The sequence below is a fragment of the Desulfitobacterium sp. PCE1 genome (assembly GCF_000384015.1).
Classification (GTDB): domain Bacteria; phylum Bacillota; class Desulfitobacteriia; order Desulfitobacteriales; family Desulfitobacteriaceae; genus Desulfitobacterium; species Desulfitobacterium dehalogenans.
Genome location: NZ_KB913023.1, coordinates 946,863 through 959,569 on the forward strand (window position 1 = coordinate 946,863; position 12,707 = coordinate 959,569).

Below are 12,707 nucleotides of genomic sequence, written 5' to 3' on the forward strand. Positions count from 1 at the left end.
TCCTAGTGAAGAAAATTGAAGCGATAGTTCGCCCGGGTAAGCTGGATGATGTTCAATCGGCACTGGATGACTTTGGTGTCAGTGGCTTGACCGTAACCCAAGTTCTAGGGTGCGGTAATCAAAAGGGTCATACTCAGGTCTATCGAGGGGTAGAGTATAAGGTTTATCTGCTTCCCAAGGTAAAAATCGAAGTGGTTGTCATGGATCAGGATGTCGATCAAGTGGTTTCCATCATTATAGGAGCTGCCCGCACAGGTGAGATTGGGGATGGGAAAATCTTCATCTACCCGGTGGAGGAAGCGATTCGGATCCGCACAGGTGAGAAAGGCAACGATGTACTATAGCTCGAACGCAAGGTCGGACATAAGGGGTTGTCGTATTAAGACAACCTTTTCTTATTATTGTGAGGCTATTTCTCCAAGGGTGACTTGTACCGCTTTCGTCTGTCCATTGCGAATAAAGGTCAGTGTCACTTTGTCGCCTACATTGTGCTTATAAATTTCCCCAATCAGTTCGGTGGAGTTTTCCACTTTGACATCATTGATATGTGTAATCACATCTCCCTCTTGGATTCCTGCTTTTCCGGCGGGTCCTTCAGGATTGACTTCATAGATATAGGCCCCAAGAGGCAGATTTTTCTCTTTTGCATAAAGAAGATATTGATCACTGACCGAGACTAAAAGAGCCGGATGTTTGGCTACTCCATTTTCAACAAGTTGGGTGATTATGGAAGTGGCTTCACTTATAGGAATGGCAAAGCCCATACCTTCAAATCCATTCTCAGCGTATTTGGCTGAGTTAATGCCGATGATTTCTCCGTAGTAATTGACCAGAGGGCCACCGCTGTTTCCAGGATTGATGGCGGCATCTGTTTGCAGCATATTATAGAGGGTGGATTCGCCGGACATCTGAAGAGTACGATTGGTGGCGGAGATAACACCTGCTGTTACAGAACGGGCAAACTCATTTCCTCCGGGATTCCCGATGGCAACGACAAATTCTCCCACTTCGATTTTGGAAGAGTCTCCGAGTTTTACTTCAGTGAGATTGCTGGTATCGGAGATCTGCAGGACTGCTAAATCCGTGCGAGAGTCTGAGCCGATAAGCTTTGCTTCAAGGTTTCGGCCATCACTAAGGCTGACTGTGATTTTTTTGGCATCCTCAATAACATGATTGTTGGTTACGATATAGCCGTTCTGAGCATCAATGATAAATCCGGAACCGGTTCCTGCTTCCACTAACTCGGAGCTCTGGGTATTGTTTCTGGAGCCTAAGCCAAATCCATACCTTTGGAGATTGGAAACAGTTTGGTAATTCGAGATTCCCACCACGGCGGGGCCTACTTCCTTGGCCACTTGAACTACAGGGGAATTGGATTCATCAGTCTGGGTATTGGCGAGAAGGGTCACGGGACGATTGGTGTCCGCGGAATTTAGACTGGCTTGCGCTTCGATGGCACTGAGGGTCTCCGGGTAGACATATTGGAGAATCGATACGGATGAGACTCCACCAAGAAGAGCGCTGATAATACATAAAGCAGCTAAAGGGAGCAGCCGATTTTTTTTCTCACTCATAGATTGAACCTCCTTGTGTATAGAGTCGCTGTGTAAAACTCTTCTTAATGACCTAAGTATAGGACATGACTCTGAGTCATACCTGATTAGAAACTGAAAAAAAGCTGAAAATTTTATGATGATTTTATGAACATACTGCAATAAAAGAGTCATCCACTAATAGTATAACATTTCCATGATTAATTAAAAAAACGGCTGAACATGTTCTGATAGACCATGTCAGCCGTTGCTTCCCTGCTTTAAAATGTTATTGGTTTTCGACAACCTTATTTAAATCCTTAATAAGGCTGGGGACATCAATTCCATGGGCTGTGGCACCTTGTTCAACATTTTCAAAACGAGCCGCCATACAGCCAAAGCAATGCATGCCGTATTTTTGAAAGACTTCTACCGTTTGCGGGTATTTTTCTACGACATCGGTAATTTTTTCAGCACCAGTAAGCATAGTTTTCTCTCCTTTTAACGCGTATTGGGTTTACCTTTAATATTGTACCTTATTAATGAAATATAACCCAAATATTTTTCAATATTTTTTAATAAGGTCGGTCTTTTTAATATATTCGTGATAGCATGAGATGGCTTATTTTTTTAAATCAGTGCGGATAAACTAGGGACAACGAAAGAGAGGGTTCTGCTATGGATCAATTAATACTTATGGTGTTGGCTTTTGGTTTGGTTTCAATAGGGATAACCGTTCTTCTGGGAATAGGGGTATCAAGAATTAAGTTTCTGAAATATTTGCCGGGGGTTTTATGCCTGTTTTTATCCATGTACTATTATTATTTGGCTAGCGTTGTTCGAGCCGGTGAAGGATTTGAAGATTTGGGGAATTTCATACTGGCCATCTTCTTTTTTGCAGCTGCTTTTTTCGGCATAATAACCGCTTTAATCATGGAATATCGGGGCCGCAGTAAAGGAAGCAGATGATAGGAATGGGAGCCTGGGGAATAGTTTTTCGCGACTTTTTTATGGATTTTCTCTTGCAAAACTATACCGATGGGTATATTATGATAAAGTACTTGCGCCACTAGCTCAGCTGGTAGAGCATCCGACTCTTAATCGGCAGGTCCTGGGTTCGAATCCCCGGTGGCGCACCAATAAGTATTAACATGATCACAGTAGCAAAATGAAAATTAAATGTTTTCTAGGGTTCCGCAGCAATCTTTGTTGGCCTGGTCCGAGAGAAAACTCACAGCCTGGCTGTGTCACGGAAGGATAAAAGCCTGGGAGAGACTGATTAGCAGTATCTCTCAGGCTTTTTAATTTGGGAAAAACTATAGTGGAGGAGGATCTTCAATGAATAACCATTGGAATAGAGTATTTATTGCTGCTTTCCTGGAAGTGCTTTGGGTGATTGGATTAGCTCATTCCTACGATGTGTGGACATGGATCGGAACGGTGATTGCACTTATTGTGAGCAATTATTTGATGATTACGGCAGGGCAAGTGCTCCCTGCAGGGACGGTCTACTCTGTTTTTGTAGGATTAGGGACAGCGGGCACCGTCATTTCCGAGATTTTCTTTTTTGGGGAATCGTTCAAATGGGAAAAACTCCTGTTGATTTTACTCCTATTAACAGGAGTGTTTGGCTTAAAAGCGGTTACAGGGGATAAGAGCAAAGAAGGAGTTGATTCCTGATGGCTTGGTTTACTTTATTTTTAGCAGGTTTGTTTGAAGCATTTGGTGTGGCTATGATTAATCAATTGCAGATAAGCCGTAATTGGAAAACTGTCGGTCTACTAATTATGGGATTTGGAGCAAGCCTTGTTCTACTGGGTTATTCATTACGATTTCTCCCTATGGGGACAGCTTATGCCATTTGGACGGGTATCGGTGTGGTAGGCGGTACTCTCATTGGCATGATTCGTTATCATGAATCAAAGGATTGGAGAAGAGTAGTGTTTATAACCATGATTTTAGGCTCGGTCATCGGCTTAAAGCTTATCTCATAAATGGCCCAAAGGGCGAGTTTTTCCCCGTCTCATGGTATAATAAATGAAATAACAAGCGACTGTTATAAGATTTTCTTTTGAATGGAGGAAAAAATGACTAGAAAATTGCCAACGTTTTTATCTGAAAACGAGAATGGGTTATGGATGACGGAAGATGAACGGGAAAATTTGAAGATTGATTATCGGATTAAAGAGATTATTTTTGAAGAAAAATCGCCGATTCAGCATGTGATGATTCTTGACTCTTATAGCTTTGGACGCATGTTGGTGTTGGACGGAATCGTCCAAACCACTTCCATAGATGGTCATATTTATAACGAAACCATTTCCCATGTACCGTTAAACATTCATCCCAACCCGAAGAAAGTATTGATTATTGGCGGTGGAGATTGCGGCGTTGCCAAAGAAGTCTGCCAATACTCCAGTGTCCAGCAAATTGATGTGGTGGAAATCGATCAGGTGGTCGTGGAGGCCTGTCGAAAGTATCTGCCGGAAGTTTCTGGAGGGTTGTCTGATCCGCGGGTTCGGTTCATTTTTGAAGATGGAGTAAACTATGCACAGAATTCGCCGGCCATATATGATGTAATCATCGTGGATTCATCGGATCCCATTGGACCCGCCGAAGTATTAATTGAAAAGAAATTTTATCGGAGTCTATTCAATGCTCTGAAAGAGGATGGACTGATGGTCTGTCAAAGTCAATCGCCGATTTTCCATGGGGAAGCGATGGAACAGATCTTTGCACGGATTGATGATATTTTTCCAAAAACAAAGATGTTTACGGCCGTTGTGCCTACATATCCCGGCGGTTTATGGAGCTTTACCTTAGGGTCAAAAAAATATACTGCTCCGAATTCTGTCAGGATTAGAGAACTTGATACACTGTACATCAATGAGCAACTCCTTGAGAGCTGTTTTGCTCTTCCTGAATTCATGATTAAACAGCTGAGTTTTCGTTGACCCGTTTTATTCTGAAAAAATATGCGTGCATTTGATGAAAGCATGGAGCAGGCAGATAGAAATTATCCAATGCAAAGGACATTATGACGATTGATAAAACGCTCGTAAAAGGGCCTCTAAGGGCTTTTACGAGCGTTCGTTTTCTCTCTGCTTAATGAACGTCTGGATTTAGTGTCTCGAGTTAAATAAAGCCGATTGCTGCTGGAATGATACCTCCGCTTTATTGCCTGTTCTCATGTTTGAGAAATTTGTCGTATGAGGAACTTTGCATAATCTAAAGGGTAGCCATAGACTTGAGAGCAGACTTCCTCTGTAGTTAACTCCTGATAGCCATGGGTATCAGGCTTACTATTGGCTTCAATTAGCCAAAGTTTCCCATATACATCTAAGCCTACATCCAGCCCTATTTCTCCCATAAGTCCGAAGGAGGATTCGAGAGCAAATAATACCTTCTTAGTAAACTTAGTTAACTGTCCCCAGGACAAGCTGGGATAGGGCATTACACTTTCCGGGACGACCAGAACTTCGTCGGCTCCGGCTGAATAATTCGTAACAATACCTCCTAAAGGTGCAATCCGGTAATTAACTGCCGTAATAGTCCATTGCCCCACACTGTTTTTCTGGCATAATACCCGCATATCAAAAATTCTCTGGTTGATTTTAGCTAAACTTATTCCATTTTGTAAAATTGCATAGGTGCCTAATTGATCCTCTAAAAACTCATAGAGATCTGTAATACGATTGAATCGCCATTCGTCTAGCCTGGATCCGCCTGTGCGGCATAAATAGTGATCTTCTTGACGTTCAACCCTTAGTACTTGTGAACCATAGCTTCCATAATTACTTTTAACAAAGATAAACTCAAATTTATTCAAAAACTTTTCTAAATCCGTAAGTGAGAGTAAAGTTGTTTCAGGAATATACTCCCTTGTTTCCTTGAAAAAGGATACTGCTTCACAGGTTAGCCACTTGTCGAAATAACGAGCAGTATTAATAACTTGCAGATCATGATCTGCACGTAACCTTCGATTGCTCTCTTTTGCATCTAACAGCTTATCTAAATCAAGCGGAAATGTTGCCATATCATAAAGAACTTGGGGGAAGGGAAGATATTTTTGATTCCAATCTTTTTTAAGAGGGTCCAGATAGTAGGCAAGAACCAATTTTTTGTCCCAGTCAATTTGATCAAGGCAAAAATAGTAAAAGAAAATTCCTTTTTCTAATGCCAGCAAAGGAGATTTCTGCATCTCATAACTTTCATCGTAAAACGCGCTCGGTTCACGAGAAAGAGTCATACCGACAGTTGGCTGTAAAATTAACTGACGATCTGAGACCGAAATAAGACTGATATTTTCACCGTGGTAATAGGGAAGGTCAGCTAAAGCTTTATCGGATAAGAACATGGCATTTGGGTTTAAGTCCATTTTTTGGACTTTGATTTCTACTTCCACAGAGGAACAGCCTACCTGTAGGAGGATTCTCTGTCCTGACTTAAACTTGAACCCGTGGATTTGCTGTGGATTAAGAAAAAGGATTCTTGGGGACGGGTTCTGAATCAGTGACGACCAGTTCTGGGGAGCTAACCGAAAGGCATAGAGGCTACCGAGAAGATGAGAGGGCAAAGGCTTGGATTCAGGAATAATATTAAATCCACTTAAGGAAAAGCCAAGCAAGATGGGGTTTTTATGAATAACTTTTGAAATTGCTTTGTCTTTCATATAATTAAAGCTTACCTTAAGAGGTCTTCCATTAACCTCAATAACCCATACCTTACCATTAACATCAATTCCCAGGTCAATGCCTAATTCTCCAAGATAGCCGTATTTATCCTCCATTTTGTAGCCAATACTCTCAGAAAGGCGCTTGATATCTTGAAGGATCTGATCCTCTTTTAGCGGAAAAGATAGGGCTAGTACGTCCCTAAGCCTAAAAACTTTGCCGCCGCTGCGAGGGCTGGTGATGATACTTTCCACTGGAGCAATACGAGCGTTTAAAGCACTGACCATCCAAGCTGAATCCTTTTTTTGTAACATTACCCGTACATCAAAACGATTACCCAGAAAAGTGGCCAGTTGGATACTCTCCTGTAGTACATACTCATAATCGGGTAAGAGTATTTGAGTTAGCTTTTTGAGGAGATTTTCCCAATTTGGGCACACTATTTTTTCGTTTGATTCTTCCCCTTGAAATTCAATAACAAAATTGCTATTCTTTTTTGTTACCTTAACGATGCCTTTACCTTTATACAGATCAACGGGCTTAATATAGATTGATTTTGCTTGATGAATCATTTGGGTAAGATTCTCTGGAGTATAGGGCATAAAGGGTGGGATGTGTTTTTTTATACCAGGATACTTAACTAAGTGCTCGTAAGTTTCTCTTTTCGCTATTTTCACAGCCTGATTGAATACCCTTATTGATAAGCCCTTGTTAACGATCATCTCTCTCAATGTCCGGGAAATCTCACGGCTATTTGTCCCGAAGCAGCGGTCATAAATAACTTCCGGCATAGGATAAGTGCACGGGGTCCAGACTTTGTCTTTATCCCAGTAATAGCCTTTGATTTTTCTCTGTTCCCAGTCAATATCGGAGAAAGTAAAGAAATAAACCAGCCCTCCATTTTCAGCTCCCCAGTTTTGAAGCCGCCAATAAACACTGTCCCAGTTCCCACAATTAAGGCGCTCAACTTTGTTCTGACTTATAAATACACCCACGAATGGACCGAGAATAAGATTAGAACCGTCACACTTCAAGTTAAGTCTGGTTCTGTCAGGGAGACCTAAGGCGATCAGAACCTCTTCAGTTAAGAAAAGAGTACTGACATTTTCATCATTCGGAAGAACGAGAACCTCTGCAGTGGTCTGTCGGAGCCCGGCTTTTAAGAGATAGTTATTGCTTTTAAGGTCGATATCGAGTAAATTCTTGGCTAATTTTAAAGCATTTGCATGGGTTGAGGTTTTCCGTATTTCCACAGACCTGATAATTTTTGACGTATCGTCATTTTCGATATCTATTTTTGCCATCCCTTTAAATTGGCTTACCCGATCAAACCCAGCCAAATACCTTGCATATTCAAGGGGACGTTCATAGGCTGCAGCCGTCATCGCTTTATCGTTCAATCTCTCGATGCTCACTTTAAGGGGCTTGCCATTGACCTCGATTAACCAGACATCACCGTTCAAGTCAACTCCCAGGTCGAATCCTAATTCAGCAAACAGGCCAAACTCTTTCTCAAGCATTTGGGCTATTTTCAAGGCTAAATTTAAAAGTGAAGTGGCAATTCTTTTCCGCTCACTCTTCGGCAGATCCTGCATCGCCTCATCATATGTGGCTACTCTTCCACCGCTTCGCGGACTCGAAATGACACTCTCTTTTCCAAATACTCGAGCAACTATCCCGGTTTGTTGCCATTGTCCAGTATCATTTTTTTGTAGAAGCAGGCGAAAATCAAAAGGATTTCCTTCATATTGACGAAGGGGAATAGCCTCTTGAATAACCATAGGTGCATTAAGGTAGTCACTGAGAACATTGAGAAGCTCTCCTGCATCCACACATTGGTGCTGATAATTTTCGGAACCCCGTCGTTGTTCGGCGAGAAAGCCATTGGAATTATGAGTTACTTTTGTAACCCCCACTCCCTTGGACAAATTATTAGGCTTTATATAAGCAACTGGGAACTTACTGAGAAGTGATTCAGCGGTTTCAGGTTGGAAGATTGCCCATTGCGGAAGATGTTGGCGTAAAGTGTCATCTTGGGAACAGAGCTGGTATATTTCCATCTTCCCTAATCTAGGCAGGGCATTGATTACTGTTATGCCCTGGTTGAAAGAGGCGCATTGACTTCTTAACTTCATACCCTCCTTTCTGGATCCGGGACCATAACAACGATCATAAATGACTTTAGGAATGGGCAATACTTGCTCTTTCCAGACGTGCGCAGACTTGGACGAATCTCTTACAACCCCCATGACTTCACCTTTATCCCAGAGTATACGTTCCAGACTGAAAAAAACGGCCAAACCCTGATTGCGTTCCAGGATTTTCGAGTAATCATCATAAACAGTGATATCCTCTTGGGACAAAAGTTTTTGCAGTAGGTTTTCGCTTGTAAAAATCCCCACAAACGGTCCCAGGATCCATTCTCCAGGATGGACTTGTTTAATACGATACTCCATTAACGTTATTGGCACGTTAAGCTCTTCGAACATTTTCTGGTCAAGGATATAGGTGTGATGGGTTTGACCTATGGTTTTTATTTTCATTTTACAGGATTTCACACCATGATGAATTGTAAGCATTGGCTCACTTTTTAGGGAGGCAGTAAAAGTCCAACGCCCACTCGAGTCCTTTGACATAAGGATAGTTTCTGAAGTGTCAGTCATCAGTGATTACCTCCGAACTTAGTGTTTTATTAGGGTAGGAGACAGTTTTATTTTCCCAGGTTTGAAAAAGAATAGGATCATCCTCCAGGCTACTAAGATACGTTTGAGGTAATAACGGAACTTTTCCTAAACCTCCGGGCATATTGACCACATAACTCGGAATAGCCAGTCCGGAGGTAAATCCGCGAAGGGACTTGATATGCTGCACTCCTTTAGCAACAGAGGTTCGAAAGTGGGCCGTCCCTGAAATGTCTTTGGCATGAAATAGATAATATGGCCTAATTCCTATAGCCAATAGGGATTGGAAAAGATACCTTAGAACATCATCAGAGTCATTGATTCCTCGGAGCAAAACGCTTTGACTTCCCAGTACAGCTCCAGACATTAGAAGTTCATGGCAGGCACTCTTCATTTCCGGACTAATTTCCATGTAGTGGTTAACATGAAGGTTAATATAAATGGGTGCATATTTTTTGATTAGCTCAGTCAATCCGGAATCTACCCGTTGAGGGATAACGACAGGCATACGGGTTCCAATACGAATGAGCTCCACGTGAGATATCTGACGCAATTTCTCAAATATAAATTCAAGATGTTCATTGGTTAAAGTTAAAGGGTCACCGCCTGTTATTAAGACATCCCGAATCTCCTCATGTTGGGCGATATATTCAAAGGCAGGCTCAAGTTCTTTTTTGGGAATATGATGATCTGTGGAGCCATGGTCGCGCCTTCTTTGGCAAAATCTACAGTAGGAACCGCAAACATTAGTAACTTTTAGGATAACTCTGTCAGGATAACGTCGTGTGATATGGGGAACAGGAGACATGTGTCCTTCATTCATAGGATCCGGCTCTCCGTCGCAAAAATGCTTAAGCTCAAGAACAGAAGGGAGAAACTGTTTGGCTAAGGGTGATTCCATTGATGCTAAATGGGCAGCAAGAAAGGGAGAAAGGGCCATGCGATGATGGAGAGTAACGGATTCTATTTCCTTTTTCTCGACTTCTGTAAGATTAAAAAGATCGGCGATAAGATCTATAGTGGTCAGTCGATGAGCCATCTGCCATTGCCACGAAGTCCAATCCTTTTCAGTCCCTCCTAGATTTTTTAAGAGTGTAGCTTTTAAATCCAAGTGAGAGAGGTCAGGTTGCCATTGTTTCTTTTTTTCGATATAAGGTTTAATATACTCCGTCAATCTCTGAACGTGTTCGGCCCCTTGATCATTCTTTTGTTCATTCATCTTTAATCTCCTTTTCCCTGATTTGGCGTGCTAGCTTAATACATATGTTATGAAAGGAATGATGGAGAGGTTAGTTAACCCACTAGAGAATTTTTAAAATCCATTAAGTCCCTGAAAAAGCTCATAGCACCTTTGGGCATGGAAACGGGAGAAAAATTTTCATTAAAAAAGCTAAGCAAAAAATGCTTAGCTTTTATCCTGTTGAACTACATTCACAATGCTTTCACTTAGCCGTTCAATCGCTGTTTCAATTTTTTCTGTTTCCAATCCGGAGTAATTGATGATGATTTTATGAGTCTGATCACCAGGCTTGCCATGATAATACTGAGAGACACAGGAAATGCGGATTCCGACATCTTTGGCTGCGGCAATTAGTTTGGCATCTTCTACATCGGTATTGACTTCCATCAAAAAGTGCAGTCCTGAGTCCTCTTCCTGAATGGTGATATAAGGGTTTAGCTCACTTTGACGGAGGGTTTTCAAGATGGCATCCCGCTGCTTGCGATAATAGGTTCGCATGCGGTTAATATGCTTTTCAAAATAGCCTTCCGAAATAAATCTTGCCAGGGTGAACTGCTCAAAGGTGGAGACGGTACAGGAATAAAAGCCTAACTGACGATAAAAAAGGTTCACCAGATGTTTGGGGAGAACCATGTAGCTAATCCGGAAGGTAGGGGCAAGGCTCTTGGAAAAGGTGTTGATGTAGATGACCTTTTCCATGACGTCGATACTTTGCAGGGTAGGGATGGGCTTGCCAAAGAGGCGAAACTCACAGTCATAGTCATCTTCAATGATATAGCGTTCTTTTTCCTGGGCTGCCCAGCTTAAGAGCTCATAGCGCCGGCTGACAGGCATGACGATTCCGGTGGGGAAGTGATGAGAGGGAGTAATGTGAAGAATATCGGTTCCGCAGCTTTTTAAGGATTCCGGGATGACCCCGAAGTCATCCATGAGGATATGACAGCATTTCACATCATTGCTTTCATAGATTTTAGAGAGCCGGGTATAGCCGGGATCCTCCACGCCGTAGGTACGGTTTCTGCCCAGGAGTTGAATAATGACGCTGTAAAGATACTGGGTTCCGGCGCCGACGATAATCTGCTCCGGCTCCACCGATAGACCTCGGAATTGGTAAAGATGCTCGGCAAGGGCTTGCCTAAGTTCCATGACCCCGCCCACAGAAGTATCGGAAAGCAGGGAAGTCTGGTTCTCCGTATCCATCACATCCCGCAGCAGCTTCGCCCAGACAGAAAAGGGGAAAGAGTCCGGGGCTACGGAATTTTTGACGAAGTCGGCATAATAGGCCGGCTCTTTTTTGGGTTGGAGGCCGTCCCGTGATTTTTCCAGAGTAGGTTGGAGGGTTTGTTTTTCCAGATTAGCGACGAAATAGCCCCGTTTGGGCTGGGTATAAATATAGCCCTCGGCTGCAAGCTGGGCGTAGGCATTTTCCACGGTGATCACACTTACCCCCAGATTCTTAGCAAAAACACGTTTCGAGGGAAGTTTTTCATCAGGCTTTAATTTCTTCTGCAGAATATCGGTTTTGATACAGTGATAGAGATATTCATACATGCTTTCTGACCCTATCGTTTCAAAGGAATAGGTAAGCATAATTGGCCCCTCCCTATAGAATTGGTTATATAAATTATTTTCAAATTGGACATTTTAATATATCCAGTTTTGAGTATACTCAAAGATATCTTAGTTGTAAAGCGAGGGTTTTCAATGGATCATAAACGATATGAATTGAACAAAGAATTGGCTCAGATGTTAAAGGGCGGCGTGATTATGGATGTGACCACCCCGGAGCAAGCTAAAATTGCGGAGGCTGCCGGTGCCTGTGCGGTGATGGCCTTGGAGAGGATTCCGGCGGATATACGGGCCGTCGGCGGAGTTTCCCGCATGAGCGATCCCAAAATGATTAAAGGAATCATGGAGGCTGTCTCGATTCCCGTGATGGCTAAATGCCGTATTGGTCATTTTGTGGAGGCCCAGATTCTGGAGGCTATTGAAATCGATTATATTGATGAGAGTGAAGTTCTTTCCCCGGCAGATGATGTATACCACATTGATAAGACCAGATTCAAGGTGCCTTTCGTCTGTGGAGCGAAGGATTTAGGGGAGGCTTTGCGCCGCATCAACGAAGGGGCTTCCATGATTCGCACCAAGGGGGAACCGGGTACCGGGGATATTGTTCAGGCGGTGCGCCATATGCGGATGATCAATCGCCAAATTAATCGCATTGTCGGCATGAGGGAAGATGAGCTGTTTCAAGAGGCCAAAGAGCTGCAAGTGCCCTATGATTTAGTACTTTATGTTCATGAGCATAAACGCTTGCCGGTGGTCAACTTCGCCGCCGGTGGTGTGGCAACCCCTGGGGATGCGGCCCTGATGATGCAGCTGGGGGCTGAAGGAGTATTTGTAGGCTCAGGTATCTTTAAATCCGGAGATCCGGAAAGAAGGGCTCAAGCCATCGTCAAGGCCGTGACCAATTACCAGGACCCCAAGGTCTTGGCAGAGCTCTCTGAAGATCTGGGTGAAGCCATGGTGGGGATTAACGAACAGGAAATCGAGCTGCTTATGGCAGAACGGGGCAAGTAAG

Annotated in this window: 11 protein-coding genes, 1 tRNA gene and 1 riboswitch; of the genes, 7 read left to right on the plus strand and 5 right to left on the minus strand. The window is 43.0% G+C overall.

Going from position 1 to position 12,707, the window contains the following annotated elements; all coding sequences use genetic code 11:
* Positions 1 to 5 precede the first annotated feature (5 nt).
* On the plus strand, positions 6 to 344 hold the full coding sequence (locus tag DESPCE1_RS0104680) for a P-II family nitrogen regulator (RefSeq protein ID WP_014792900.1): 339 nt from the start codon (positions 6 to 8) through the stop codon (positions 342 to 344).
* A 54-nt stretch (positions 345 to 398) separates the two neighbouring features.
* Here DESPCE1_RS0104680 and DESPCE1_RS0104685 read toward each other — a convergent pair whose 3' ends face one another.
* Positions 399 to 1,574, minus strand: a complete 1,176-nt coding sequence (locus DESPCE1_RS0104685; RefSeq protein ID WP_019849661.1) for a S1C family serine protease — start codon at positions 1,572 to 1,574, stop codon at positions 399 to 401.
* Positions 1,575 to 1,821: 247 nt separating this feature from the next.
* Positions 1,822 to 2,019, minus strand: a complete 198-nt coding sequence (locus tag DESPCE1_RS0104690; protein WP_014792902.1) for a DUF1858 domain-containing protein — start codon at positions 2,017 to 2,019, stop codon at positions 1,822 to 1,824.
* A gap of 191 nt (positions 2,020 to 2,210) precedes the next feature.
* Between DESPCE1_RS0104690 and DESPCE1_RS0104695 the strand changes: the two genes are divergently transcribed.
* The 5 genes from DESPCE1_RS0104695 (at position 2,211) to speE (ending at position 4,486) form a co-directional block, all read left to right on the plus strand.
* Positions 2,211 to 2,501 (plus strand): hypothetical protein, encoded by a 291-nt coding sequence (locus tag DESPCE1_RS0104695; protein WP_014792903.1) that lies wholly within the window; start codon positions 2,211 to 2,213, stop codon positions 2,499 to 2,501.
* Positions 2,502 to 2,595: 94 nt separating this feature from the next.
* Positions 2,596 to 2,671, plus strand: a tRNA-Lys gene (locus DESPCE1_RS0104705).
* 36 nt (positions 2,672 to 2,707) lie between these two features.
* Positions 2,708 to 2,806, plus strand: a riboswitch (guanidine-I (ykkC/yxkD leader).
* Positions 2,807 to 2,870: 64 nt separating this feature from the next.
* Positions 2,871 to 3,212: a multidrug efflux SMR transporter gene (locus tag DESPCE1_RS0104710; RefSeq protein ID WP_019849662.1), complete on the plus strand. Its 342-nt coding sequence runs from the start codon at positions 2,871 to 2,873 to the stop codon at positions 3,210 to 3,212.
* A complete protein-coding gene (locus DESPCE1_RS0104715; RefSeq protein ID WP_019849663.1) occupies positions 3,212 to 3,526 on the plus strand; it encodes a multidrug efflux SMR transporter in 315 nt (104 codons plus the stop codon). Before DESPCE1_RS0104710 ends, DESPCE1_RS0104715 begins: the two co-directional genes overlap by 1 nt.
* A 93-nt stretch (positions 3,527 to 3,619) precedes the next feature.
* Positions 3,620 to 4,486, plus strand: coding sequence for a polyamine aminopropyltransferase (gene speE, locus DESPCE1_RS0104720; protein ID WP_019849664.1), 867 nt, complete (start codon positions 3,620 to 3,622; stop codon positions 4,484 to 4,486).
* 233 nt (positions 4,487 to 4,719) lie between these two features.
* Here speE and DESPCE1_RS0104725 read toward each other — a convergent pair whose 3' ends face one another.
* From DESPCE1_RS0104725 to DESPCE1_RS0104735, 3 genes are all read right to left on the minus strand, one after another.
* On the minus strand, positions 4,720 to 8,868 hold the full coding sequence (locus DESPCE1_RS0104725; RefSeq protein ID WP_019849665.1) for a YheC/YheD family protein: 4,149 nt from the start codon (positions 8,866 to 8,868) through the stop codon (positions 4,720 to 4,722).
* Positions 8,861 to 10,105, minus strand: coding sequence for a KamA family radical SAM protein (locus DESPCE1_RS0104730; RefSeq protein WP_019849666.1), 1,245 nt, complete (start codon positions 10,103 to 10,105; stop codon positions 8,861 to 8,863). Before DESPCE1_RS0104730 ends, DESPCE1_RS0104725 begins: the two co-directional genes overlap by 8 nt.
* Before the next feature lie 186 nt (positions 10,106 to 10,291).
* A complete protein-coding gene (locus DESPCE1_RS0104735) occupies positions 10,292 to 11,716 on the minus strand; it encodes a PLP-dependent aminotransferase family protein (RefSeq protein ID WP_014792909.1) in 1,425 nt (474 codons plus the stop codon).
* A 114-nt stretch (positions 11,717 to 11,830) separates the two neighbouring features.
* Between DESPCE1_RS0104735 and pdxS the strand changes: the two genes are divergently transcribed.
* Positions 11,831 to 12,706: a pyridoxal 5'-phosphate synthase lyase subunit PdxS gene (gene pdxS, locus DESPCE1_RS0104740; protein ID WP_014792910.1), complete on the plus strand. Its 876-nt coding sequence runs from the start codon at positions 11,831 to 11,833 to the stop codon at positions 12,704 to 12,706.
* Position 12,707: the final 1 nt, after the last annotated feature.